Annotated in this window: 23 protein-coding genes; 12 read left to right on the forward strand and 11 right to left on the reverse strand. The window is 43.5% G+C overall.

All coding sequences use genetic code 11. The features are described from left to right. The first annotated feature begins 25 nt into the window (after window positions 1–25). The 6 genes from B9T16_RS04235 to B9T16_RS04260 all read left to right on the forward strand — a co-directional run bounded on the left by B9T16_RS04235 (window position 26) and on the right by B9T16_RS04260 (window position 7,251). Window positions 26–3,061 (forward strand): PAS domain S-box protein, encoded by a 3,036-nt coding sequence (locus tag B9T16_RS04235; RefSeq protein WP_410244170.1) that lies wholly within the window; start codon window positions 26–28, stop codon window positions 3,059–3,061. Window positions 3,062–3,559: 498 nt separating this feature from the next. Further along, the gene (locus tag B9T16_RS04240) at window positions 3,560–3,943 is read left to right on the forward strand and encodes a response regulator (RefSeq protein WP_006620295.1); all 384 of its coding nucleotides are present in this window, start codon (window positions 3,560–3,562) and stop codon (window positions 3,941–3,943) included. Between the two features lie 118 nt (window positions 3,944–4,061). After that, window positions 4,062–4,571 (forward strand): POTRA domain-containing protein, encoded by a 510-nt coding sequence (locus B9T16_RS04245; protein WP_410244171.1) that lies wholly within the window; start codon window positions 4,062–4,064, stop codon window positions 4,569–4,571. 54 nt (window positions 4,572–4,625) lie between these two features. Continuing rightward, a complete protein-coding gene (locus tag B9T16_RS04250) occupies window positions 4,626–5,828 on the forward strand; it encodes a ShlB/FhaC/HecB family hemolysin secretion/activation protein (protein WP_234933578.1) in 1,203 nt (400 codons plus the stop codon). 230 nt (window positions 5,829–6,058) lie between these two features. Next, a complete protein-coding gene (locus tag B9T16_RS04255; protein ID WP_006620293.1) occupies window positions 6,059–6,337 on the forward strand; it encodes a hypothetical protein in 279 nt (92 codons plus the stop codon). Between the two features lie 2 nt (window positions 6,338–6,339). Then, window positions 6,340–7,251, forward strand: coding sequence for an SPFH domain-containing protein (locus B9T16_RS04260; RefSeq protein ID WP_014274276.1), 912 nt, complete (start codon window positions 6,340–6,342; stop codon window positions 7,249–7,251). A 10-nt stretch (window positions 7,252–7,261) separates the two neighbouring features. Here B9T16_RS04260 and B9T16_RS04265 read toward each other — a convergent pair whose 3' ends face one another. Then, window positions 7,262–9,298: an NAD(P)/FAD-dependent oxidoreductase gene (locus tag B9T16_RS04265; RefSeq protein WP_410244172.1), complete on the reverse strand. Its 2,037-nt coding sequence runs from the start codon at window positions 9,296–9,298 to the stop codon at window positions 7,262–7,264. Between the two features lie 230 nt (window positions 9,299–9,528). On the opposite strand from B9T16_RS04265, the gene B9T16_RS04270 reads away from it, so the two are divergent. After that, window positions 9,529–10,908: an aldehyde dehydrogenase gene (locus B9T16_RS04270; RefSeq protein ID WP_006620290.1), complete on the forward strand. Its 1,380-nt coding sequence runs from the start codon at window positions 9,529–9,531 to the stop codon at window positions 10,906–10,908. A 210-nt stretch (window positions 10,909–11,118) separates the two neighbouring features. Here B9T16_RS04270 and B9T16_RS04275 read toward each other — a convergent pair whose 3' ends face one another. Further along, the gene (locus tag B9T16_RS04275) at window positions 11,119–11,874 is read right to left on the reverse strand and encodes a response regulator transcription factor (RefSeq protein ID WP_014274274.1); all 756 of its coding nucleotides are present in this window, start codon (window positions 11,872–11,874) and stop codon (window positions 11,119–11,121) included. A gap of 423 nt (window positions 11,875–12,297) precedes the next feature. Between B9T16_RS04275 and B9T16_RS04280 the strand changes: the two genes are divergently transcribed. Beyond that, window positions 12,298–12,549 carry a DUF6761 family protein gene (locus tag B9T16_RS04280; protein ID WP_006620287.1) on the forward strand — a complete coding sequence of 84 codons (252 nt, stop codon included), beginning with the start codon at window positions 12,298–12,300 and terminating at the stop codon, window positions 12,547–12,549. 61 nt (window positions 12,550–12,610) lie between these two features. Here the strand turns inward: B9T16_RS04280 and grxD are convergent, their stop codons facing one another. Genes grxD through B9T16_RS04295 form a run of 3 tightly spaced genes read right to left on the reverse strand, consistent with a single transcriptional unit; the run spans window position 12,611 to window position 13,939 of the window. Further along, entirely contained in the window at window positions 12,611–12,934 is a 324-nt protein-coding gene (gene grxD / locus B9T16_RS04285; protein WP_006620286.1) for a Grx4 family monothiol glutaredoxin, read from the reverse strand. A gap of 42 nt (window positions 12,935–12,976) precedes the next feature. Beyond that, on the reverse strand, window positions 12,977–13,234 hold the full coding sequence (locus tag B9T16_RS04290; protein ID WP_006620285.1) for a BolA family protein: 258 nt from the start codon (window positions 13,232–13,234) through the stop codon (window positions 12,977–12,979). 39 nt (window positions 13,235–13,273) lie between these two features. Further along, window positions 13,274–13,939, reverse strand: coding sequence for a hypothetical protein (locus tag B9T16_RS04295; protein WP_014274273.1), 666 nt, complete (start codon window positions 13,937–13,939; stop codon window positions 13,274–13,276). A gap of 218 nt (window positions 13,940–14,157) precedes the next feature. Between B9T16_RS04295 and B9T16_RS04300 the strand changes: the two genes are divergently transcribed. Beyond that, window positions 14,158–16,380, forward strand: coding sequence for a S8 family serine peptidase (locus B9T16_RS04300; RefSeq protein ID WP_006620283.1), 2,223 nt, complete (start codon window positions 14,158–14,160; stop codon window positions 16,378–16,380). A 72-nt stretch (window positions 16,381–16,452) separates the two neighbouring features. Here the strand turns inward: B9T16_RS04300 and B9T16_RS04305 are convergent, their stop codons facing one another. Together B9T16_RS04305 and ccsB are read right to left on the reverse strand one after the other, a co-directional pair. Beyond that, window positions 16,453–16,800 carry a KGK domain-containing protein gene (locus B9T16_RS04305; protein ID WP_410244173.1) on the reverse strand — a complete coding sequence of 116 codons (348 nt, stop codon included), beginning with the start codon at window positions 16,798–16,800 and terminating at the stop codon, window positions 16,453–16,455. A 173-nt stretch (window positions 16,801–16,973) separates the two neighbouring features. Beyond that, a complete protein-coding gene (ccsB, locus tag B9T16_RS04310; protein WP_410244174.1) occupies window positions 16,974–18,023 on the reverse strand; it encodes a c-type cytochrome biogenesis protein CcsB in 1,050 nt (349 codons plus the stop codon). Between the two features lie 365 nt (window positions 18,024–18,388). Between ccsB and B9T16_RS04315 the strand changes: the two genes are divergently transcribed. Then, window positions 18,389–18,826: a hypothetical protein gene (locus B9T16_RS04315; RefSeq protein WP_006617030.1), complete on the forward strand. Its 438-nt coding sequence runs from the start codon at window positions 18,389–18,391 to the stop codon at window positions 18,824–18,826. Between the two features lie 128 nt (window positions 18,827–18,954). Then, entirely contained in the window at window positions 18,955–21,183 is a 2,229-nt protein-coding gene (locus B9T16_RS04320) for a GumC family protein (protein ID WP_006617029.1), read from the forward strand. A gap of 90 nt (window positions 21,184–21,273) precedes the next feature. Here the strand turns inward: B9T16_RS04320 and B9T16_RS04325 are convergent, their stop codons facing one another. Together B9T16_RS04325 and B9T16_RS04330 are read right to left on the reverse strand one after the other, a co-directional pair. Further along, window positions 21,274–21,672 carry a hypothetical protein gene (locus B9T16_RS04325; RefSeq protein WP_006617028.1) on the reverse strand — a complete coding sequence of 133 codons (399 nt, stop codon included), beginning with the start codon at window positions 21,670–21,672 and terminating at the stop codon, window positions 21,274–21,276. 123 nt (window positions 21,673–21,795) lie between these two features. Then, window positions 21,796–22,146 carry a hypothetical protein gene (locus B9T16_RS04330; protein ID WP_006617027.1) on the reverse strand — a complete coding sequence of 117 codons (351 nt, stop codon included), beginning with the start codon at window positions 22,144–22,146 and terminating at the stop codon, window positions 21,796–21,798. 156 nt (window positions 22,147–22,302) lie between these two features. Between B9T16_RS04330 and B9T16_RS04335 the strand changes: the two genes are divergently transcribed. Continuing rightward, entirely contained in the window at window positions 22,303–23,250 is a 948-nt protein-coding gene (locus B9T16_RS04335) for a cation diffusion facilitator family transporter (RefSeq protein ID WP_006617026.1), read from the forward strand. On the opposite strand, the gene B9T16_RS04340 is transcribed toward B9T16_RS04335, so the two are convergent. Together B9T16_RS04340 and B9T16_RS04345 are read right to left on the reverse strand one after the other, a co-directional pair. Beyond that, window positions 23,247–23,654: a phosphomannose isomerase type II C-terminal cupin domain gene (locus B9T16_RS04340; protein WP_410244175.1), complete on the reverse strand. Its 408-nt coding sequence runs from the start codon at window positions 23,652–23,654 to the stop codon at window positions 23,247–23,249. The two genes, B9T16_RS04335 and B9T16_RS04340, sit on opposite strands and share 4 nt — an antisense overlap. 117 nt (window positions 23,655–23,771) lie before the next feature. Beyond that, the gene (locus B9T16_RS04345) at window positions 23,772–26,144 is read right to left on the reverse strand and encodes a CBS domain-containing protein (RefSeq protein WP_410244176.1); all 2,373 of its coding nucleotides are present in this window, start codon (window positions 26,142–26,144) and stop codon (window positions 23,772–23,774) included. Window positions 26,145–26,687 lie beyond the last annotated feature (543 nt).

The following is a 26,687-nucleotide window of genomic DNA, read 5'->3' on the forward strand; positions in this document are numbered from 1 at the left end:
TATTTTCTTGCACTGATAGCAGATTATGGCTTCCACCGATATGAATTTTCCGGTTCGGGTTTTAGTGATTGCAGGCGAGTCTCCGAGTCGCGGGGAACTGGCTAACCTATTAACTATCAATAATTATCAAGTTCAGGTTATTGGTGATGGATATGAAGGTCTGGAGGTAGCTAAACATATTCCACCTGATCTGATTTTTTTAGATGTCAAATTACCCGATACCGATGGATATCTGATCGCCAAACAATTACAAGTACACACTGTCACTGCTCATGTTCGGATTCTTCTACTAGCCGAGTCTAAAAGTGTATTTAGGGAAATTCGCGCCTTCAACTTGCAAGTAGCAGATGTTCTGATTTATCCCTTAGATTTTGAAGAAGTACAATGGCGCATAGAAATGCAACTGTTATCCTCCCCATACAGAAGGGATAATTTAACCAATCAGCTATCAACTACACACTCCCTCAAATCAGTTAATCATCAATTAAAAACACTGATTGATAATTCTCCTCTGGGAACTATTATTTGGGATCGAAAATTGCGGGTTATCCAATGGTCTAAGCAAGCAGAAGAGATATTTGGTTGGTCTGAGTCGGAAGTGTTGGGTAAGTCGATGAATGAATGGAAATTAATCTTTGAGGAAGATAGCGATCGCGTTAATCGAGAAACTCAGACCATTTTTGCCAATCAAGAAAAAAGGAGGATTTGCATAAATCGTAATTACCGCAAAGATGGATCAGTAATTTATTGTGAGTGGTACAATTCCAATTTTTACGATGAATCAGGAAAACTGAATATGTTGCTGTCTTGGGTTCAAGATATTAGCGATAGCCAAAAGACGGAAGCAGCTTTAATAAAAAGCGAGGCTAAATTTCGGACTATCATTGAAACGACCCTCGAAGGAGTTTGGATAATTGACAGTGATAGTATGACCACTTTTGTCAATCAGCAAATGGCAAATATGCTGGGTTATACCCAAGAAGAAATAACTCAATCTTCCCTATTTAAGTTTGTGGATGAACAGGATTATCCAATAGTCGAAAATTATCTGCAACGTCGTCGTGAAGGTATTGCGGAGCAACACGAGTTTAAATTTAAGCGGAAAAACGGAGATATTCTCTGGACTATACTATCAACTAATCCTATATTTGATGATAGTAAATATGCTGGATGTTGTGCGATTATCACAGATATTAACTATCGTAAAAAAGCTGAATTAGCCATAGCATTAAGTGAAAAACGCTTTCAAGAAATCGCCTCTACTATCAGTCAGTTTTTCTTTGTAAAATGCGCCAATTCAGGACAATATATTTATTTAAGCCCAGCCTATGAAAAAATTTGGGGACGCACCTGTGAGAGTCTCTATCAAAATCCTGATTCTTGGTTAAATACCATCTACCCAGAAGACCGAGGAGCAGTAATTAATTATCAGGAAAAACAGCATCAAAATAATTTGGTTAAACGAGAATATCGGATTATTAGAAATGATGGTGTAATTAGGTGGGTTTATGAAGAAGTCAACATTATTTATAATGACGATGGTTCTCCCCTACGTTATGTAGGATTTGCGGAAGATATTAGCGATCGCAAGCAAGCAGAACTCGCCCTAGCCGAAAGCGAAGAACTCCTACGCCTAGCGGTCAATCATGCTCCTGATGTCTTTGTAATTTATGACAGCGATCGCCGTTTAAAATTCGTCAACCAACGAGTATTAGAACGAACAGGTTGGTCAGAAGAAACATTTATTGGTCGCCGAGATGAAGAGCTATTTCTCCCAGAGGAAACTTGCCATTATTTACCCTTGCTAGAAAAAACCATCCAAACCCTAACCATACAAATTGGTGAAGCTACTATTACCCTTCCCAATCAAACCCCAAAAACCGTCATCATTAAGTATTTACCACTGTTAGACAAACAGGGTAGACTGAGCCAAATTTTAGGTTTAACCTTTGATATCACCCACTACAAACAAGCTGAACAAAAACTCAGAGATAGTGAAGAACGCTTCCGCACCGCTTTTGAAGATGCTGCGATCGGTATGGCATTGTTATCCTCCCAAGGAAACTGCTTAAAAGTTAATCGATCTATGTGTGAAATGTTGGGCTACCAGGAAGCAGAACTACTCCAACTCAAATGTAAAGATATCACCCACCCAGAAGATTATGAGCAGGAGGTAAAATCCATTAAAAAATTGATCGAGGGTCAAGTTAAATATTACTATGTAGAAAAACGCTACCTTCATAAGCAAGGATATGTAATTTGGGTATTATTAAGTATGTCCATAGTCCGAAATATTGACGGGGTTCCTCTCTATTTTATTGCTCAAGCTCAGAATATCAGTGAACGGCGAGCCGTAGAACAGATGAAAAATGAGTTTATTTCTGTGGTTAGCCATGAACTGAGAACCCCACTCACCGCTATTCAAGGCTCGTTAGGACTGTTATCTTCCGGCTTGTATGATCACAAACCCCAGGAGTTTCATAAATTTATTGAAATTGCTTTATTAGAGACAGAAAGACTGGTGCGAATGGTTAATGATATTCTTGATATTGAACGGCTAAACTCCGGTGAGGTTCAATTTCAAATGGAGGCTTGTTCAGCTCAGGAATTGATGATGCAAGTAATTAATAGTTTACAGGCGATCGCTCATCGGGACTCCATTACCCTGGAAATTTTACCCACTTCCGTTCAACTCTGGGCGGCACGCGATGCCATGCTACAAACTCTGACTAATTTAGTCGGTAATGCTATTAAATTTTCCCCTCCCCATACCACTGTCACCCTCTCAGCTTACCCACAGGATGATATGGTACTTTTTCAAGTCCGCGACCAGGGACGTGGCATTCCTCCCGAAAAACTAAAAACTATCTTTAGTCGCTTTCAACAAGTCGATGCCTCTGACTCTCGCCAAAAGAGTGGAACTGGTTTAGGCTTATCTATCTGTCAAAGCATTATTGAACAACACGGCGGTAAAATTTGGGTCGAAAGTCAATTGGCTAAAGGCAGCACTTTTTATTTCACTATTCCTAGGGTTATAAATACCAACGACACTAACCATTAAAATCGTTTTTAAAAACTCAATTTCCCCTTCTACTACCTAGGATGCACAAATTGTCGTTTGTGTCAAGCCCCCGTTTTTTTGCCGTCCATTTTTTCGCCTAAATTGGTGTCTCGGGATTAGCCATTTTCCGTCAATAGACCTTTAAACTCACGACAGCATCAGGGTTTGAGCCTCATTTTTGCTATACGCACACAAACAGCGCTCATTTTTGATTTTTTCCACCCTACCACAACCCCCATTCTCTCGTCAAATTTATAGGAAATTTTCTCAATAAAAATGTAATAAATATTTACCATTTTTTAAATATTAAAATCATTTTGCCAGATAAATAAGTTTAGCTTAACTAAATTACCATCAGGGACAGATCACAGAAGTAACAGGTAAAAATTGATAATTATCTATATAAGTTTCTGTATTTGTAGACAGGAAAAATGCTTGTCTATTTGAACCTAATAAGCGAGAGTAGTTTTATCTTGTTTACACGGTAAATCGTGACCTATGCCAAAACCCCAAATTTTAGTAATTGATGATGAAGAACGTATCCGGGAAATCGTCCGGGTTTGTATGACGGATCTAGGAGGTTGGGACGTAATTACAGCCAACTCTGGTCAAGAGGGTTTACAGAAAGCCAAAACGGAACATCCTGATGCGATTTTGTTAGATGTATCGATGCCAGATCTTGATGGTTTCCAGTTGACCAGGCAACTCCAACAAACACCAAGCTGTCGAGAAATTCCGGTAATTATGCTGACAGCCAAAGTGCTAAAACAAGATCGCGATCGCTTTGAACAAATGGACATCGCCGGAGTGATTACCAAACCATTCAACCCCTTGACCTTAGCCCAACAAGTAGCCAACCTGTTAGCTACCAATTCCGATTAATCAGCCATTGAAAGTAACAGGAACCTCCCGGAAATATTTAACAGTGTCAGACATCAAAAACCAGTATAACATGATTAAAATATCAATATAGCTGGCAGTTACACATTGAGGAGTAAATATGGGGATCTCAAGCCAAAAATCTATTTTCAATCACCTATTTAAGTGGCCATTAAATCTCACCATTATTGTAGCTATAACTCACCCTTGCGCTACCCTAGCCGAAACCCTCTCCCCGGTCTTACCTGTAAATTTACCAGAGGTTCCTAACACTATTCCATCATTACCAGAACGTCCCCAACCGGAACCGGAACTTCCCCCCCAGTTACCTACACCTGAGCAATTATTTCCTTCCCCCAACCTAACACCAGAAAATATAGAAGAACCCCCAGATGTATCTATTACTATTATTGTCGAAAAATTCAGCTTTGAAGGAAACACAGCCTTTAGTGATCAACAACTAGCAGAAGTTACACAATCTTTTCTAAATCGTCCGATTACCTTTGCGGAACTTTTGCAAGCACGTTCGGCCATTACTAATCTTTATATCAGCGAAGGTTACATTACTTCCGGCGCTTTTATACCCCCCCAGGAACTGCAAGAGGGAACGGTAACCATCCAAATTTTATAAGGAGAAGTAACTGATATTAACGTCAGCGCCACCGGACGACTAAACCCCGATTATGTGCGTAGTCGTCTAGCTGTTGCTACCGCCAAACCCCTAAATCAAAATCGTCTACTCGCCGCGTTGCAACTATTACAATTAAGCCCGATAATCGATACCATACAAGCCGAATTGTCTGCCGGAACTCGTCCTGGTCAAAGCATCTTAGATGTAGAATTTACCACAGCCAAAACCTTCGATATTAATTTATTTGCTAATAACTACCGCCCCCCCAGTGTTAGCACATTTCAACGAGGCGTTGAACTCACAGAAGCCAATCTTCTCGGACAAGGAGATAGTTTAGGCATATATTATAGTAATACCGATGGCAGTAATGTGGTAGATGTCTTATATGATTTTCCGATTAATTCCCGCAACGGAACCGTAGGATTTTACTTTAATTATACTGATAGTAATATTGTAGAACCACCTTTTAAGGAACTTGATATTGAAGCCACAAGTGTCACTTTTGAATTGCGATATCGCCAACCTATTATTCAGACCCCGACAGAAGAGTTAGCCCTAGGTGTTAGTTTCGCCCGCCGCGAAAGCGAGACATCTATTTTAGGTATAGGTTTTCCCTTGGCTAGGGGGGCGGACTCCGATGGTAAAACCCGCCTATCAATTTTGCGTTTATCTCAGGAATATACCAGGCGAGGAACTCAACAGGTTTTGGCGGCGCGATCGCAATTTAGCATAGGCTTAAACTTGTTCAACTCAACCATTAATGATGACGGTCCTGATAGTCAATATTTAGCATGGCGAGGTCAAGCCCAATGGTTGCGATTATTAGCCCCAGATACCCTAGTCTTATTGCGCTCCGATATCCAATTATCCACACAGGAGTTAGTACCCCTAGAACAAGCAGGATTAGGGGGATTAGACAATCTTCGGGGATACCGTCAGGATGCCTTATTGCGCGATAATTTTATATTTGCTTCGGCGGAGTTACGCTATCCCATTCTCCGAGTTGATAACAATAAGGGAATTTTACAAGTTACCCCCTTTGTAGATTTCGGCACCGCCTGGAGTAGTAACGCCGACCAATTGCAATTATCCTCGGAAACTTTAATGTCTTTAGGCTTAGGCTTGCGTTGGCAGTATGGTGATAATTTCCGCGCCCGGTTTGATTGGGGAATTCCTCTGATGGAACTTAGTTCCAATAAACGAACTCTCCAAGAACAGGGGTTATATTTTTCGGTCGAATGGAGTCCGTTTCGGTGAATATTGGCGAGTTGATAACCTCATCAATGGGAGGTTTTTAAAAACTTTAGGTAATAGTTACCAATTACTAAACCTACCGGGTGTTTAGGTTCGTCAGAGAATGTTAAAAAAATCTGTGATTTCTGTTCACTCCTAAAGCGATCGCCTATAATACACACAAGCCAAATAGATAGCGTATCAACCCCATCGAGTTAACCCCCCAGGTTATAACTCGGCTATATTCCCCAGTCATGAAAACCCTACTTAAATGGCTAGTAGTTGGTGGTTTTGAACTCATCCTTTGCTTTGGGATTTTAGGAACTTCCGCGAATTTAGTTAGTTCCCCCAGTAACCTCAAAGTCTGGTTAGGAGTTTTTGGATACTTCACAGGATTAGTAATAATTCCCGGCTTATCGGTTTATCATGTGACCCACAAAATTCATCGCGCCAAAGTCGAACAAAAACAGCTACAAGCCACATTTCCTCAAGATGACACATCTTGGTTAGAACTGTTAGACTCCCAGAGGTAATTATGATGATGAAAACCGCGCCAATTCCCAATGTACTAGGGTTAACAGGATGCGCCATTTTAGTAAGTATGAGTATCTCTTCCTGTGGTGTCATTCCGGGAACTAGCGTCAAACGCATTCCCCCTGGTTATGTAGGACTGAAAGTGCAAATGTACGGAAGCAATCGCGGTGTACAGAATGCCACTATTAGCACGGGAAAAGTATGGTATAATGCTTACAGCGAGGAAATTATCATTTTTCCCGATCACGTTCAATATTACATCCTCTCAGCGGCGAGAGATGAAGGTTCACCTATCGACGAAAGCATCAGTTTCGGAGTTGGGGGAACTAGCGTCAATGCAGATATTTCTCTCTCCTACTTTTTCAATACCAACCAAATCAAGGATTTCTACGGTAAATACCTGAAAGACCCTGATGAGTTTAAAGGGACTTTAGTACGCAGTGAACTCCGTAACTGCTTTAACCAAGAAGCAGCCGGATTAAGACCAGAAGATATTGTCGGAAGCAAACAGCGAGAATTATTAACCTCGGTTCAAAACTGCTTAAATGAAAAATTTGTTGGTGTGGGGGTGGAATTTGATTCGATTGGGTTTGTTAGTAAGCCCCGTTTTGATAGCGCCATTGAAGCGCAAATGACCGCCCGTTTTCAAGCGGAACAACAGGTGATCGCTGCCCAAGCACAACTACAAGTCGCCCAAGCCGAAGCAGAACGTCAATTAGCCAAAGCCCAAGCGGACGCAGAAGCAGCCAGAATTAGCGCATCCACAGTTAACCCCATGACCATCAGGCTGAGGGAGTTAGAACTTCAGGAAAAGATGATCCAGAAATGGAACGGTGTACTTCCCCTATATCAAGGTGGTGTCGCCCCATTTCCCAGCTTTGACCCTAAACCGGCCACTTCTGCTAATAATTAATCATTCATGATTAGGAAGTCTTGGGTTGTAACTTCCTTAGAATTGATGGTTGATGCTGTCCCAAACCATCTGTCAGTACATAACTGGTGGCTAATAATAGCAGCCACAGCCCCGGATAACGAGATTCTAACCAGGGTTGAAGGCGACGCGCGAGGGGGGGAACCCAACTAAATAACCAACTGATTAACGCTAACCAGGTGAAGACAAAATAACTAATCATCCAGCGGATAACTTCTCCAGTATTGACAAAATCTAAAATCCAGATCAGCAACTTGGGGTTCATGCGCGCCGCTTTTAAAGCCAGACGGTTAAAGGTCCACCAGTCGGTCCTATCCTTAATAAAGGTATTAGCCACCTCTTCGGGTTCTGTCGCCAACAGCCCAAAAAAAGTATTTAAAATGGAGTTAATTCTTTGAGGAGGAAGATAACGCCCGGTGGGAACCATCATTCCCTTAGAAAACAACCAAGTAACGGCGATATTGCTTTGATAGGCGCGAATTTGATTGAGGTAGTATTTGGTGAGCAAATCATGCTTTAGTGCGGTATTTAATAAGTCCGTTAAACGGGATAAATTCCGTACCAAAGAACCAAAACCAGTAAATACTAAGGGAGACTGAAGACAAGCAGCATCTCCAATAGAAATTAAACGGTCATAGGCGACAGTGCGATCGCTTCCTCCCAGACTAAAATAACCGGGGATATAGCCAAAAGTCGCTTTTTTCCAAACCAAATTATCCAGATTACAACGACGATATTCTGGTAAAATAGTAAAGAAATCCTCGAACATTTCCAACAGAGAACCGGGGTTGATCTGATTAACCTGATGATAGTGAAACAGATAAATAGTCAACTCGTCACCTTCGCCAGGGAACAACTCCCAAATCAATTGGCGACCCCTAGAAATATCCCCGTGACTGTGGAGAACATCCCCATAATTAGAATCCCAAACTCCTGGTTCAAACCCACCATTAATCACGGCCCCCACGGTAGGACAAACACTATCAAAGGTGCGATCGCCATTAAGTTGCCAAGCAATAGGGGACGCGGTACCCATAGCATCAACCAATAACCTTCCGGTAGCTATCCGTTCGGAATTAGTAGTCAAATCAGTAGCCGTCACCTTAACGCGATCGCCTCCAATATCCGCCCGAATAAACTCCGTTTCATCCCAAATCTCTCCCCCCGCCTGTCGGAGTTTTTCACCACACAAAGACAGCAATTTATCCGTATTTATGGCTACATTCAACACCCGAGGAGTATGCAAAACCTCCCCCTTAGCCACGGGGGGATTATTAGCATCAAAAAACTTGTGGAAACCGTCCTTATACTCCCTAGCGATAAAACTCTCGACTTCCGCCCCCGTGAACAATCCCAAGTCAATTAAACTCTGTAATTCACTGCGAGAAATATTCCATTCCCGGTTCATCCGACCAAAGGGGAGACGTTCCATCAATAGCACCCGATACCCTAAACGTGCCATTACCGCCGCATGAATGACCCCTAAAGCCCCGCCAACATAAATTAGGTCATAACTAGGCAACTCCCCATCAGAGTCCTTTCTCGCCTCAGTAAAAATCACCTGTTTAGGAGTTTGTGGATTTCTCACCCCCTCCCGCCAGCGTTTCTCCCACCAGTACACCCGTTTTAGGTCATATTCCCCATTAGGGATTTTCTGAAAATATTTCACCGTTTGGGGATAATAGGCAGCCAAAGCCTCAAAAATCGACTCCTGCGACAAATCAATGGCTGGAGGTTCAGGATACTGATAAGGAAACTCCTGTCTTAAACCAGTTTCCAGGCTGTTGAGTACCCGTTTTTCTTGAGAACTTCCCACAGTCCCCACCCGAAAAACCTTGAGATAGGTTGTGCGTTGGACGGACCAAGTAAACACCGACAATTCCCCAGACCCCTGTTGAGGAAATTTCAGGCGAAACCCGTCTGGGGTGATCGTTTTCTCACCCACCCCCGGATTAAACGTTTGCTGCAACCAGGTACAAACGCTGTGTGTATCGGGGTTAGGAATTTCCAGATATAGAATCTCTTTCATGTCCATGTCAATTTCTTTGGTACCTGAGTTGAGGCTTACCGCTTCACTGTTAACGAAATTAGCGATCGCTCTATTACACTAAGCATAGGGGAAACTGCGCCAGCAGTAACTATCGAGAGGGCGCTAGAACAGGTAACAATAATCTGTTATGCCACCATAACCAGATATAGCAGACTCTCAGTACCCTGGTCTATATAGGGCTACTTCCAACCTACAGGAAATTCTCAATAATGACAGAAAACTTGAATTTCTCGGAAATTATCAGCCAACAGCGACAGTTTTTTGCCACCGGAGAGACTAAACAGGTGGACTTCCGACTCTCGCAACTGCGACGACTCCAACAGGCGATCGCTGATTTTGAACAACCTATCCTAGAAGCAGTCAAAGCTGACTTAGGCCGTCCTGAGTTAGAAGGGTTGTTTGAACTTTCCACCCTCGGAGAAATTAAATATGCTCTCAAAAATTTAAAATCCTGGGTTAAGCCTCGCCGGGTCAAGACCCACCCCACTGCCTTCCCCGCTTCTAGCTATATCTATCCTGAACCCTTGGGAGTTGTCTTAATTATCGGACCTTGGAATTATCCCTTTCAATTGGTCATTTCTCCCCTCGTCGGTGCGATCGCCGCCGGAAATTGTGCTATCCTTAAACCCTCTGAACTAGCCCCATCAACTTCCCAAGTCCTAGCCGATCTGATTAGCAAAACCTTTCCATCTCACTATATCGCCACTATTCAAGGGGGGGTAGAAGTTAGCCAACAACTCTTAGATGAACCCTTCGACCATATCTTTTTTACCGGAGGGAAGCGCATCGGGAAAATTGTCATGACCGCCGCCGCCAAACATTTGACTCCCGTTACCTTAGAATTGGGTGGCAAAAGTCCCTGTATTGTCGATGCCGATACTCAGTTAGATTATACCGCCAAAAGGATTGTTTGGGGTAAGTTTATTAACGCTGGTCAAACTTGTATAGCCCCAGATTATCTATTGGTAGACCGCCGCCTTAAATCGGACTTGATTAAAGCTATGATTGGCTATATTGAGAGTTTTTATGGCTCCGAACCGCAGCAAAGTCCCGACTATGGGCGGATTATTAATAACTATCATTTTCATCGGTTGACTGAGTTATTACATGATGGTAAAATCGTCACTGGTGGTAAGTTTGATGAAAGCGATCGCTATATCTCTCCCACTCTCATTGATGAAGTATCCTGGGAAGATACCATCATGCAAGATGAAATCTTTGGGCCGATTTTACCCATCTTGACCTATGATGATTTAGGGGATGCAATTAGTCAAATTAACGCCAGACCCAAACCTCTCGCTCTTTACCTATTTTCCCGTAATAAACAGTCACAACAGCGCGTTCTTCAAGAAACCTCATCCGGGGGTATTTGTTTCAACGAAACTATCATGCAAGTCGGGGGTCAATCCTTGCCTTTTGGAGGAGTAGGAGAAAGCGGCCTCGGCAAATATCACGGCCAAGCTACCTTTGACACTTTTTGCCACCACAAAAGCCTTTTAAAGCAATCTCTACTCTTCGATATTCCCCTGCGTTATGCACCCTATAAACCCAAGTTTAACCTGATGAGATTTTTCATTAAAAACACCTGATTTTTTATCTGCAATATGGTAGATTTATCTGATTAATAAATTTACCATCATTGCCCATAACTAAAAACGGCTTTTTCTCAACTCTATTCCCTATATAGGGAATCATACAAATCGAGTAAAAGCCTTTTATTGGGTGCGTCAGTTGTGAATGTTCTGGTTAACAATGCCATTGATATACTGGTGCTGACGCACCCTACCGAATCCTCACAATTAGCTACCAGTTTTAGCCTGAATTGGTGGTAATTGACCATTAACACTAGGATACCAACTTGGTTCAGGTTTAAGAACATCCAAATTCAATCGATAACCAATATTACGAACCGTTTGGATTAAACTAGGCTGTCGAGGGTCAGTTTCCATCTTTTTCCGCAATGATAGAACATGAGTATCAATAGTGCGGGGATTATCAATATAATCTGGCCAAGCGCGGCGCAACAGTTCCGAACGACTGAGAGGCTCCCCATCATTTTGAGCCAAAACATAAAGAAGACTATACTCTTGGGGAGTCAGTTCTATCATTTGACCCTGAAGATAAACCCGACGCTGTACCAAATCAATTTTCAAATCCCCATAATCTAAACTGGTAGGAGGAGCCACATTGCGAGTGCGACGCATAAGTGCTTCAGCTCTCGCTAAAAACTCCTGCATTCCAAAAGGTTTAGTTAAGTAATCATCAGCTCCTGCTCTCAAACCACGGACAATATCAGATTCCGTATTCCGAGCCGAAAGCATCAAGATTAAAGACTGTCGTTGCTGTAGTAGCCACTGGCAGAATTCTAGACTATTGCCGCCTGGTAATTCTGCATCAATAACTACTAAACTTGGCTGAGTCGTGTAAAACACCTCTCTAGCATGATGAAAGTCCGCAGATTGACACACCGAATAACCAACGTGCTGAAGATGCCAACCTAACAGCGATCGCAGGTGCGGATTTCCCTCAATAATTGAAATATAAGCATATCCCACTGGTGCCAGCTTCCTTTATCAATAATTGAACACAGGTTAACAGAGTCGAAATCATCATTTTGTAACTCCTGCTACCCTTGCGATCGGCAATCCACCCTAGATCTATGATCACAATTAGGTTAATATAAAAATCACAGAGGGAGAGAGGCATCAACCTTAAAGCGGCCATCAGTCCACAACCCCCGTAATTTTCCGGGGTGCATTATGATCAAAATGAAGGGAATGAGTAAGAACTTGAAACAATTGCCATCGGTCCAGGGAAACCTATAACTAAAGGTAACAGTCTTTTCAATCACAGTCCGATTCAGCTAGAATGCCAGAAATCCATATCGGTGAGGTGTATATAACTGAATCAAGGTAGAGACTAATCCCTATCCCTTAACCATACCCCCAACATATAGATTATAACTTGAGGTTTCCACCATGTTACAGAATGCTCAGACCATCCGGCACTACCAAAAAATCACTGATTCCCTCGTCGAAATGTGGAATCGAGGCTATCGTTATGATGAGCTTAGAATGTTTGTAGATGGCTACATTGCCGCCCTGAGAAATACAAACGCCCTCGAACCTTATCAAATTCACCGCCTAGAGGAAGAAACCTTTAGGTACATTAACGACCCGTCCAACTTTGAAATGACTCCCCTACCACAACCAGAAGTAGATTATTACTAGATACCTGGGAAAAACCCAGCCTTCGAGAGGCTGGGTTAGGGAGTTAATTAGTTAAGTCGGACTATGATGCCAGAGCCACCTCTAGCATCTCTTGTAGTTCGCCCTTCTGATATAACTCAATCATCACATCGGAACCGCCGACAAATTCACCATTAATGTAAACTTGGGGAATGGTCGGCCAGTTTGAATATTCCTTAATACCTTGGCGAATTTCGGCATCTTCCAAAATATCGAGGGTTTCAAAGGGAACCCCTAAACTATTGAGAATTTGCACCACATTATTGGAAAAACCGCACATGGGCATCAACTTGGTACCCTTCATAAACACAAAAACTTTGTGCTGGTTAATCAGGTTTTCAATTTTGGCTTCTACTTCAGGATTCATAGTGATTATTCAATCGAGTTATTCACAACTTAGATCAACAAATTAAGCAGCCTGGTTGACTTTTGACCACTCTTGGGGGGTATAAGTTTTCAGCGCTAGGGCATGAATGGCCTCTGTTGCCATAGCTTCCCTAACAGCTTTATAAACCATCTGATGTTGTTTCACCAGGGTTTTGCCCTCAAACAGAGGCGAAACCACTACAGCTTGTAAATGGTCGCCCCCGCCAAGGTCTTCAACTTTAACAACAGCATCAGGCAACTCAGACTTAATCATTGCCTCAACTTGGGAAAGGGTGATCATGGGATTCCTATTAAACGACTATGTTTGATTGTAGATGAATTATTGAGCATTGGAAGTGGTTGCCGGGTTAGAAGAAGCACTACCCCTGGCTGGACTGCTGACAAATCCTAATTCAAGTAATTGTTGATATGCTTTTTGGCCTAAATCCCGGGTTGGGGCTTGAGAACGAATAATTTGCACGAGTAGGGGAACAGCTAACTCGGGTTGATTCTGGGCACGATGGACTAAAGCCAATTGATAAGTGGCTGTATCCCTCATTTGAGCGGTATCTCTGGCCTCATTGCGATGTTGGTCAGCAATGCGGTTGTCAACCCCTGAGAAACTGCTGGCTAACTGTTGATGAAAATTAGAAAGCTGATTGAAAATTTGGCGCGCCTCCTGGAGTTTCCTGGCTGCCTGGGTGTAATTCTCGTTACTAATTGCTTCCCCGGCTTCAGCTAACAAGCGCTCCCCCCCTTGAACACTTAAAAAACTACTATCAAGGCTCAAAGGGCGCATATCTTGAGGATTCCTCGGTACTGGGGTCGGACTTAAATCTCTGGGAAATTCAGGTTCCGAGCCTTCACCTGTGGCCTCATCATACACAGAAGGATCTTGAGCCATAACCGTTGTAGCATGGCCTGAGACAGTTAAAACAGTCAGGGCTGATGCCAATATACTCACAAAAAGTTGAGGATAGCGGACTATGAAAGGAGACAGCATCATGCGATCGCGAAATGAAAGGTTATTGATGTTTACAGATCTTATCATTTTTTGGCCAAAGTGTAGGAGTTTAGTAAAACTGTTGTAGATCCTGACCAGCCAAGGGTTATAGTCTTTATAGGATGACCATCCATCCACCCCAGCTTGATTCGGTCAACCATTAACATCGGACTTAATCTATTGAGCCAATAATAGTGAGCACTTTTGAGGATTATAACAAAATGACATCAGCTAACTCCTACGAGATTAACGCTCAACAATATCAGGGCATGGGCGTTCCCGAAGAAAGTCTTGGCAGCATTCTACAACGGGGAGGTGAGGAACTGGCAATTACTAAAGTTCCTGGGCGGTTTACGGTTCGCTTGGTTTCCACACCCCCAGTAGGCGGCGGTGGTGGAGTCAGCCCCCTACCAGATCAAGCTGATGGACTCACGCCAAAACAACCAGTCACGGATAGTGGCCCTCAGTTTACCCCGGTTGTATCTGAAGGAGAAAACTTACAAAATTTGCCTATCCACATTGAGGAAACTTCCTCGGTACCACCAGAACTCCAGGAAGTTAAGGTAAAAGATGCTGAACTCGATCAGGCGATGGAACTGGCTCGTCAGTCAGATCGGGTGGCTTTTGCGAGTCATGTCTATCAGGCTGATAATAATCCGGGAATGGTTATGTATCTGACCAATCAAATCACCATTCAGTTTAGCGAGGAGGTTGAGGAGTCCAACCGCAATGCGATCGCCAACAGCCAAGGTTTGAGATTATTAAAATCTGTCTATGGTGTTCCCAACACCTTTGTCTATGAAGTCAGCAGCCAAGCTCAAGAAAATCCCATTAAAATCGCTAACCGCCTCACCAGGAACCCAGAAGTTCTAGTAGCAGAACCCAATATTGTGGTCAAAAGCCAAAAGTATTATCGACCTACTGATCCTCTCTACCACCGTCAGTGGTATCTCCATAATACCGGAGGTGCCGATGTAGCTCCTGATGCTCATATCTCGGTAGAACCAGCTTGGGATATTACTCGAGGAACCAGATCTATAGTGGTTGCTATTACCGATGATGCGATCGACCTTAATCACCCTGATTTTCAGGGTATAGGAAAAATTGTCGCTCCCATTGACCTGAAAGGCCAAAATCGTCTCCCTTCACCACAATCTCCTTCAGATAACCACGGAACCGCCTGCGCCGGATTAGCGATCGCCGAAGAAAATGGCAAAGGTATCGTCGGAGTTGCCCCAGGTTGTGCCTTAATGCCCATTCGCACCACCGGATATCTCGATGATGAATCAGTCGAAAAGATTTTTGATTGGGCTATCAATAACCGAGCCTCTGTCATCTCCTGTAGTTGGGGGGCTAGTGCCGTTTATTTTCCCTTGTCCATACGACAACGAGCAGTAATTACCAAAGCCGCCGCCGTAGGGCGCAACGGTCGAGGCTGCGTCGTATTATTTGCGGCCGGAAACGCCAATCGCCCCATCAACGGAACCATTAATGAAAGTGGCTGGCCTAATAATGTCATATCAGGCCGAGTCAGATGGTTATCTGGGTTTGCGGTTCATCCTGATGTAATTTCCGTATCCGCCTGTACCAGTCTTAATAAAAAAGCGGCCTACAGTAATTGGGGAACCGGAATCACCGTCTGTGCCCCTAGTAACAATGCCCCCCCTGGAATGTGGCTCCAAGAAACTGGCTATATTGGAACCCCTCCATCGATTAGAACCGCTCTGCGTGGTTTAGGAGTTTTTACGAGCGATCGCGTAGGTGCAGCCGGCTATGATCAGGGTGACTTTACATCCCATTTTGGAGGAACTTCCGCCGCCACTCCTCTAGTGGCTGGAGTAGCCGCTTTGGTCTTATCTGTTAATCCGGATCTCAGTGCTAGGGAAGTGCGCCGCATCATTGAACAAACAGCCGATAAGATTGTAGACCCTGATGCTGATCCTCAGTTGGGTATCAGTATGGGAACCTATGATGGTAATGGATATTCCCAATGGTTTGGCTACGGTCGAGTTAATGCCGAAAAAGCCGTGAAAATGGCTCAAAGTCAACGGGTCAGCCGCCAACAGGTTCAAAGGCGGGTGGAGCAATCTAATAACCGCGTCTTAAATATTCCCGATCATAACCCTCAAGGAGTGACTAGCACTATTTCTGTTGCTAATACTAGCCCGATTTTAGATATCCAGGTGACTGTCGATATCGAGCATCAATTTTTGGGTGATTTGGAAGTGCGGTTAATTGCTCCACACGGGGAGGAGGTTCTACTCCAGGGTCGCACTTTGGGAGGCAATAAGGTTTTGAAAACTACCTATAATCTCCAGACGACTCCCTACATGAGAGAGTTACTAAATCACTCACCACAGGGGACTTGGCGGTTAGTTGTCGCGGATTTAGCACCCCATCACACTGGTAAATTGAACGGGTGGAAATTGGATCTAGGTTTGTAATATCTGACATCCTCCGGCCACCGACCCTCGTGAATCGGTGGCTGCTTCCCAGAATCACTCCTGAGATCAGAGCTAACTCCACATACCAATTCTTTGGGTTTGTCGTCGAATATGGGCTGGCAAAACTTCAGGAGTATCGCCGCCGCCCATCATGCCATAGTCAACAGATGGGATAGCGTTCGCGCTGGTAACATTATCACTGACAAACTCTAAACAGATTTGAAACCGACCCTTTTGCCAGGGGCTGCCGGGGGTAAGTAGTTCGCACTCAATGCCTTCCCCAAAAAGATTTTCCTCTTCCAACTTAGACTGCATCATAGTCAGAAATTCGCTGACCCTGAAGGTGCATTGAAACATAAGGGTACTCGAACCTGTATGGAGTACGTCGTTATCATCCAAAATACGAGTTACATTGTTCATCAAATTTCCTCTTCATTGAATTTGGGATCAGGGCGGTAATCAGGTCTTAGCCATTGTTTCCACGCTGTAGAATATGTACGGGCGGGTTCTCACAAGTCTGCTGGGGAAAATAGAGATGATTGCAGAACTCGCCCCTACACAGTTGGGGAAATTCGCGCCTGACTATGTTCTTATTAGAAGAACCAACCATAGGAATGGAGACCTTTGCCTAATAGGTTAACTCCTAAGTAGCACACCCAAACTACCAAAAATCCTACAGAAGCTAGAATGGCGGGTTTCCGGCCTTGCCATCCTCGGGTGATCCGGGCGTGGAGATAGGCGGCGAAAACTAACCAGGTGATTAAAGCCCAGGTTTCTTTGGGGTCCCAACTCCAGTAAGAACCCCAAGCCTCATTAGCCCAAACTGCACCAGCAATAATGCCAATGGTGAGTAGGGGAAAACCTAAACCGATGATCCGATAGCTGATGTTATCAATGGTTTCTACTAGGCTGAGACGTTGGGGTGATAGAGTGGCGGTGCTGGTTGGTTGGTCTGTTGAGGGGGTAACTAACTCGAGAAGGGCGGTAGAACCTTGACCGTTGGTAGCAGCGGCAAATTCTGAAGGTTTGGAGGTCGATAGCAGAGCATTAGGGGAAGTGGTAATGGTTTGTACTTCCAGAAGGGATGATTTATGATTCCGGGAAATTCTGGTTCCCAGGGAACTGCCACTGAGTTGGACGGCTTGGCCGCGAGTTAGAATTAAAAAGGCGATCGCCAATAGAGAACCTACCATCAGGGTGGCATAACTGATCATCATGACGCTAACGTGCATCATTAACCAGTTGGACTTGAGGGCTGGCACTAAAGGCTCTGATAGTTGCATGGGAGCCGGTAGTTTGAGGGCAGCAAAGGCGGCGATCGCCATAGCTAATGGGGCTGTTACCACACCCACTAAACGGCTACCACTCATGTTTTCCGCCACTAAGTGCATGGCGGTAATGCCCCAAGCCAGGAAAAATAGGGACTCGTAGAGATTACTAATGGGAAAATATCCGGCTTCCATCCATCTAGCCCCTAATAGGGCTGCTATAGACAGGTTGGCGATCGCCATACCGGCGGTTCCTAAGCCCTGCAATTGGGGTATTTGGGGAAATGCAGCCCCTACCCAGTAAACCAACATTGTGATTAGCACAATGGCAAATGAAATGTTATCTAACTGATTCTGGAGTACCACCAGATCCATGTTATGTTCTCCTCTCAAATTTTTTCGATCACTTTTTCGATCCTACCGATTTTTGCAGCATTTTCACTATTTTGGGACTAATATATAGCGATTCGGTGGATTGGTGAGGTACTTTTCAAAGCCCCCTTCCGGTATGGGGAGAGGGGTTTGGGGTGTAGACGCGCAGCGGCTTCTCTTTGAGTGGGCTGTACCTTATGGATATGAGAAACGCTATAAGTGTTATATAACCTGCCACCAAACCCGATCAGATAGCCGTCTATTTGTGTTCAACAATAACCTGATTTTTTGAGAAATCTCGGTTACGATGCAAAAATCCACCATCATCTGATTTTTGATAGGACTGTTTTTCGGAGGACCAGCACAAAGTGAATGCAGCCGAACAAGCTAATAATCTCGAAGTTGCCAGCAAAATTGCTTCTGTCGTTAATCTATTTAAAGCACAGTTTCCCGATGTGCGGGTAGACCTCAAGCCCTGGATGAATGACCCAGAGACTAGGGAATTAGTTGACCCAGACTCTATCGACATTGGTTTTAACTTTCCCGGTAGAAGTCGCTTGATGCAAAGTCGCTGTATTTTGATTCAGATCCGACTGTACCATGATCCCTATGACACTGGACGTAAGGCGATCGGAGTCGAAGCGGCTGGATATGATCACCGTGGACAACAGTGGAAAGTCTCCACCGTGGACAATTGGCAATTTTGGGGTGAGTGTCAACCTGCCGATGAAGGGGCCGATAAGCTAAAATTATTTTGTAGGCAAATCTTCGAGTTGTTTAATGGAGTAGACTCCGGGGCGGCTTGATCGCTTGCTCTAATCATCAAGATCCATAATAAACCGAGTATACTAAGAGTAGGGGAGGGACTGCTATTAATTGTATCGTTGAATATCAGGCGATCGCCGGCAAGCAATCACCAAATTAATTCATAGCCATGACTTACAATACTCACCTTGATGATGATGAAGGCGGCTTAGACTTAGGGCGGCTGTTGGGGGCTGTTCGTCGGAAACTTTTACTGATTAGTGGAGTGACAATTGTAGTAGCTGGGGCGGCTGCTTACAAAGCTATTACTGATACACCCATCTATCAAGCTGAGTTTGAAATATTAACTCAGCCAGTGGCTATTTCTACTCAAGTAATTTCCTCTGCTAATCCCCAAACTCTTAGTAATCGAGAAGAAATCGTAGCTGTGACCCTGGATGCAGTACAACTTAAACTACTGACTAGCCCCAGGGTTATTGTTCCGATTGTAGAGGAACTTCAGTCTCAATATCCAGGTATTACTTATAAATTTATTGCTAGTAATCTCAGAATCAGACCTACTCCTGAAAATATTTTAATAGTAGGATATCAGCACCCCAATAAAGATTTGGTTAAGTCGGTTTTAGATTTGGTGTCAAAAGCATTTTTAAACTACAGCTTAGAAACCCGACAACAAGATATTCTCAAAGGTATTGAGTTTGTGGGGGAGCAAATCCCACAATTACAAGAGAGAGTTGATAATCAGCAAGAAAGGCTACAGATTCTCCGCCAAACCAATAATCTTTTAAACCCAGACACTGAGGGTAGTAAACTCTCCAGTCAGGTGACAGCAATTGAACAACAACTTTTAGACAATCAGCTTCAACTTGGTCAAGCTAGATCTTTGTATGCTAACCTACAAAGGGAACTAGCTAATAAACCACCGGAATATGCTGTAGCTTCCATACTACTGGAAAGTCCCCGTTATCAAGAAATAATGAATCAACTGCGGGCGATCGATAATCAAATGGCTAAGGAGTCGGTTCTTTATTTAGAAGCTAGTCCCGAAATCAGCATTTTGCAAGAACAACGAGAAAGTTTGTTGCCACTTTTACAAAGGGAAGCCGACCGAGTTAGTCAAGAGTGGGCTAGTAAAATTCAAGATCTAGAAGAACGAAATCTGATTCTGCAAGATACCATAGATCGCATTAATGCAGAAGTTAAACAGCTTTCGGTGGTGAGTCGAGAATATACGGATATTCAGCGAGAATTATTGATTGCTACGGATAACTTAAATCAGTTTTTGGCGAAACGGGAGGCTTTTAAAATTGATATGGCTCAAAGGGATGCTCCTTGGGAGTTATTAACTCCTGCAGGTGAACCTAAACCTTCTTCTGCAAGTTTGAAGAAAAATGTGGTTTTAGGAACTGCTTTTGGTTTGCTATTAGGATTGGGTTTGGCGCTGTTGGTAGACCAACTTAGCAATGTGATTTACACAGTTAAGGAGGTTAAAGAGGCGACTAAGTTACCGATTTTGGGAGTTATTCCGTTTGACCGCCATTTGAAGTCTATAGTTTCCCAGAATCTTCCTGATAGTGAAGCACTAGAAAATCTTGAACAATTGGATTTGGGAATTAGCCGGAGTCATCAGCCACAAGGAAATGTCATGTCGGCATTTTATGAGTCATTTAGAAGCCTTTATACTAGCATTCGGCTGTTGAACCCAGATCAGCAAATTCGGTCTATGGTGATTAGTTCTTCTGTACCTGGGGAAGGTAAATCTACAACTGCTATTTACCTGGCTTTGGCGGCGGCGGAACAAGGTAGAAAGGTGCTTTTGGTGGATAGTGATTTGCGATGTCCGACTCTCCATCAGCACTTGGGATTGATTAATATGATGGGGTTGACTGATTTAATCTCTAGTGATTTAATCGACATAGATATAGAGCGTGTAATTCAGCCCTATTTTTTGGAGAGTAATCTGTTTGTTTTAACATCAGGCTCAACTCCCCCTGACCCGATTCGGATTTTATCATCTAATAGGATGGTGAATTTAATCAGGAAACTTGAGCATGATTTTGATTTGGTGATTTATGATGCTCCGCCTATGTTAGGATTAGCGGATGCTAATTTGTTGGCTTCGGAAACTAATGGTATGGTATTAGTAGCGAGTTTGGGTCGCATTAATCGTTCGGTTCTGGAAAATGCGATCGCTCAATTAAAAGAGAAACCGAACATGAGCGCCCCCATTTTAGGAGTAGTTGCGAACCGTTCTCCTGAAGTTCCCCTCAGTTCTTATAGTTATAGTTTCAGTAATCCTCAATTCCGGCAAAATCCCCGAAATTTGACTCCTCAAAAGGTGAATAGTTCATCATCAATTGTAGGAACAGTTCCGAGAAAAAATGCCAGAAAATCATAGCAAGTGTAGAGACAAGGGAGGCTTGTCTCTACGGGTGGGGTACGGATGGGGGGGATTGGCTTTAATTAACTAACGGGCTGGTTTTGTTGATTAGGAAGCATCAGACTCCCGCAAGCGTTCCAACTCTTCCCTTAACTTAGCAATTTGAGAGGTGAGATTTTGGATTTCGGTGATTTCATTGGTTTGGGGGCTAGATACTTCAGACTCTGTGGAATCTGTAGGAGTAGTTATGTTTGAACTATCGACTTCACTGGACTGGGTGGATTGTGATTGAGAAAGGAGTGTATCGACAAAGCTGCGGGCTTCCTCTTCGGTGATAGCGCCTTTTTCCGCCCATTCTTGGGCGAGTTCATTTAACTGTGACTGGATAGTTTCCAGGTTGGCTTCCCGCTTTTGAGGGTCTTGGAGAATTTCAATCAGTGAGGATGTTGCGCCTAGGGTGACACGAAATCCTTGGTGTAGCATTTGGGTTAGGTTATCGACATTCATAAGTAGCAGAAAACTCGTCACGACAAGAAACAAGTGGCTAATTAGCGCGGATCTAGGATATATTCTAGCATTTGGCTCTAGTCTGGGGGGACTTACGCCAAAACTGGAGTGAATAGCGCGAATTTAGCCAACCTGTTCGAGGTATTGTTGCACATCATTAAGGATTTGGGTTAATTCAGCCTCCGTGGTAAGTTTAATGCGATCGTCGCGGAGGGTAATCAAGACTTTAGCAGCAAAGAGACTTGGCCAGATGTTGGGATTACAGAAGACTTCCAGAAAGACATCTCCGGTATACTGGTATTCCATGGACTTCTGGGGGGTGGGTCTACCTGCACCAGGGGTAGATTGAGCCGCCACGGCTATTAGCTTCGTTAGCTCATTTAGGGCTGTTTGTAAGTTGGTGGCTGCTTCTGGGGTGAAGCGCAAGGCTACTGAGCCCTGTATTAAATTGATAGTTAGAGGAGCAGCAGACATAATTTTAATGGTAGAATAATGATTACCTTAACAATTGTACCGATTAGCGATCGCCTATTAATGATCGGATAATTATCGGATGTGGAGGCTTGGGGGGGATTGATGTTTACCGGAAAGTTTTGAGATCGTATTTGAGGAAAATAGCAGGGTATCATCATGAGTATGGATCACCGTTGTGAAGTGCGCCGGGTTCTGATTATCACCTTGGTTTTAAATTTATTGGTGATGGGGATTAAGGCTGCTGTAGGAGTTCTCACTGGGTCTTTGAGCTTATTGGCTGATGCTCTGCATAGTGTGACAGACGGGGCGAATAATGTGCTAGGATTGGTTGCTAATCATTTCGCTTCCCCAGATCCCGATCGCGAACATCCCTACGGACATCAAAAATTTGATGCGGTGGGTGCTTTGGGAATTGCGGCTTTTTTGGGAATTGCCTGTTTTGAAATTCTCACCCGTGCTGTAGAACGCCTGCTAGACAGTGAAAATGACCCGGTGATGGTCTCTGTTGAGCATTTATGGATTTTGTTGTTGGTGTTGGGTATTAATATTTTTGTGGCTTATTATGAACGGCGGGTGGGTAAGCGTTTAGGAAGTGCTTTGCTCGTGGCAGATGCTAAACATACCATGAGTGATGTTTGGATCACAATTATGGTGATCGCCGGATTGATTGGGGTGTGGCGCGGTAATGCTTGGGGTTTACCACAATTACAGTTTTTGGATGTGGTTTTAGCGTTTCCGGTGGCTATTTTGGTGTTTCGTAGCGGGTGGGAGGTGATTAGCGATAATTTACCTTGGTTGGTGGATAGAATGGCGATCGCACCTGAACAAATTAAGCTGATTGCTATGTCTGTTCCGGGTGTGGTCAACTGTCATGCGATCGCCTCTCGCGGTATCATCGGACGGCAGGTTTTTATCGAAATGCACATGGTTGTCCGGGCTAAGGATGTAGAAACAGCCCATGACATTACTGAAGCCGTCGAAGCACAATTAGAAAAGCGCTATGGTCCGGCTCGTATTTTAATTCATGTGGAACCACCCGAATATAAATCAGATGTGATTACCTACGAGGAGCGATCGCCGACAGAAGACCAAGACGATAATTAACGGGAAATATCCGATTGATCGATATTCTCATCAACTTCCGGAAACCGGATAATGTCGTCTTCTCCCAAATATTCCCCATTCTGTACTTCAATCATTACCAAAGGAATCACCCCCGGATTATCTACCCGGTGGGGGGTATTCATCGGAACGTATGTAGACTGCTTCGCCGTGAGGATGATTTCTTGATCACCACATTTCACCTTAGCTGTTCCCGCTACTACAATCCAGTGTTCACTACGATGATAGTGCATTTGGGTACTGATATGATACCCCGGATTAATCACAATCCGATTGATCCGATAATGGTCTCCTTGTTCTAACAGCATTACCTTACCCCAGGGGGGTGTCCGAGTCATTATCGGTGTTTGAGTTTCTGTTGGTTTGTCGGTTTTGGCTTTTCCCATTTTCCACGTCACGCCCAAAATACAAACCTTATTCTAACTCAAATTTTCACAACAATTTCGCTGGGATTGCCTCCGGTCAACGGTAAATTTTGGTTTACAGAACTTAACATCTACCCATTAGATGGGAAAGTCGATAGTAAATGTAGTCCAACCGTTTTGACTGGTAACTTCAATTTTACCCTCAAGTTGTTCGATCAACTTTTCGACTAATGCTAACCCCAAACCAGTTCCCCCTTGTTTCCAGGGGTCAGCATTTTGGACTCGATAGAATTTATCAAAAATGCGGGGTAATTCCTGTTCCGGTATTTCGGCTTGGTTAGCGATTTGCAACCGCAGTTTCTGGGATACTTCCAAATCATATCTAGTTTCGATGGTTTCTAATTTTAGATTAATCTCACCGCATTCTATGGTGTACTTACAGGCGTTATTAAGTAGTTCCGCAATAATCCGTTCTAGGCTGCTAGTATTAGTGCGTACAGGGGATAAATCTGGGGATAATTCCACATTTAAAACTAGCTTTCTTGACTGAGCTCTAGAATAAAATGGTTGGGTTATTCGGGGTATCCAATTCACGAGATTTAACATATCTAGGCTGATGGGAATATTGGCGGCTTCTAGATTCTGTAAATTCAGCAGGTCATTAATTAAGTTGGTTTCCCGCAAACACTCATTTTCTAGGATATCAAAATAAACTTGTTGACGTTCTGGCGTTGGTGCTAATTTTAGCATATAAATTGCCATTTTCATATTAGATAAAGGTGTCATAAGTTCATGGGAAACCGTGCTAAGAAATTCATCTTTGAGGATGTTTAATTGTTGGAGTTCCTGCACTTTTCGCTGTAATTCGGCGGTGCGGTCAAGAACTTGTTGTTCTAAGTCGGTATTCAAGGCTTGAACTTGCTGGTATAGTTGAGCTTGATAGATAGCGATCGCCAATTGGGTTGCTAATTGTTGAAGTAGGTTAGTTTCTGAGGGTAGCCAATAGCGAGATTTCTGACAGTGATGGACTTCAATGGTTCCCCAAAGTTGTCCATCCTGGAGAATTGGCACTACCAAATAAGCCAGAATTTGTTTATCAGATAAAATCTGCAATTCTTCAGAAGATATTTGTGCTATTTCTATTTCCTCAACGGTATAAATATGGTGGTCATTAAAGGCATATTGATAATAATTAATCACCTCTTCCGTTAATCTATGTTCTGAGAGCGATCGCCATCCTTTCCCTACCGACTCCGCCACCAATTTACCCACGCCCGTATTAAGTATTTGGTAAATAACTACCCTATCTGAGCTTAAAAAATTTCGCAGCTCTGCTACTGTAGTATTCAGGATATCATCTAAGTTTAAAGATTGATGAATTTGCAGAGATATTTTAGCTAGTAGCCGTTCCCTTTGCAATTGCTCGTGGAGTTGTGCTGTGCGTTCTTGTACCTGTTTTTCTAGTTTGATATTACGACTTCTCAGCAGTTCTATTTTCTCGGATTGCAATTGATATACAGACTGTTGAAGCTGCCGAATCACCCGATACATCTCCGTAGGATCCAGCATTCGCAACAGACTCATTTGGGTGATAATTCCCTGCAATTCTCCTTGGTCATTACTAACCAATAAACGCTGGAGTTGTCTGGCTTGCATTTCCTGGTGAGCCAGCCACAATGAATCCTTAACTTTTAAGGAAAATTGAGGAATCCCCATAATCGTTTCGGCGGTAGTTTCCGCTAAATTTAATTGGATAAATTGCGCTAAAACTATATTCTCAGCGGTGACAATACCTACAGGTTCTAATTTATTGGTAGTCAATTGATTATGAATAACAACGCAACCAATTGGATGAGTTGCCATCATTTGTGCTAAGGTTAATACAGAGGTGTTGACCGGGGCGGTCAGAACGTCGGCAATTATCTCATCTGCTACCCGTCTAGTTCTCAAAATATTGGAAGGTTGCAATACTTTCCTGATTCTTTCTGGGGTCACTACTCCCACTAAATGACCTTGACAGTTCAAAACTGGTAGATGCAAAATTTGATGTTGTCGAAACATAGACAAGGCGGTAAAGATATCCTGATCTTCCGACTCGGTTATTTGACATATTGGCCTTGACATAACCTCCCCAATTCTGATATGCTCTAGGGTGGTTTCTTCGGGATTATCTAAAATTCCAGTAGCAATTAGTTGTAGTAAATCACGGGGAGTAAAAATTCCTAATAAATTCGATTTTTCTGGTGGTTCAGCAACAATTTCTGCACCTATGGGAGTGGGTTTATCAACAACTAATATACAGTTGGATCGTATGCCTGTAGGCTGCATCAATGTTCTAGAATCAGATTTGTCTGGTTCTTGTCTGAGATCTCGTGGAAAAGGACAGTGATTTTGCAATTGGCTGATTAATGCGATCACCTCTGCTACAGACGTATCGGGCGTGACTGTGACCGGATAGCGGTCTACGGCTTGCTCAAGGGCTGAGGAGTAATGGGGCGCAGGGTAAAGCATAACTGATACAATTGCACCGACAATTATTCATTATGGACTATTTCTCGGCAATTGGCTGCTAATTTCTGGTTGGGTCAAGCCCAATTATCCATACTCCAGCAACCGAGATCCCTACTATTGGGCGGCGTTTGTTTTAATCGGTAATTGGCTGTAAGCCAGAAACCCGGTTTCTCGCCAGACTCAAAGAAACCCGGTTTCTCGCCAGACTCTTAGAAACCCGGTTTCTTTGAGAAACCGGGTTTCTTTCACTCACCAGACTCTTAGAAGCCTGGTTTATTTTTTACCCACAAATGGGCTGTTATGGTCGAAAGGGAAGTCGCCTTCCCCAACTCCAATTCCAAACCGTGCTTGATACTTTCACATCACACGGCTCCTGATGTGGACACCCTATTGTCAATAGGAACAGGGTTACAACCCCCTGCTTTGTGACTTCAACTTTGGGAGCTATATACAACACGTAGTCTCATGGATTTCTCCATTACTCTCGCTTTCGTCATAACACTCCTACTTATCGCAGTCTCTATATCCACACCGTGACTAGTG

The sequence above is a fragment of the Arthrospira sp. PCC 8006 genome (assembly GCF_046480465.1).
Taxonomy (GTDB): Bacteria; Cyanobacteriota; Cyanobacteriia; order Cyanobacteriales; family Microcoleaceae; genus Limnospira; species Limnospira platensis.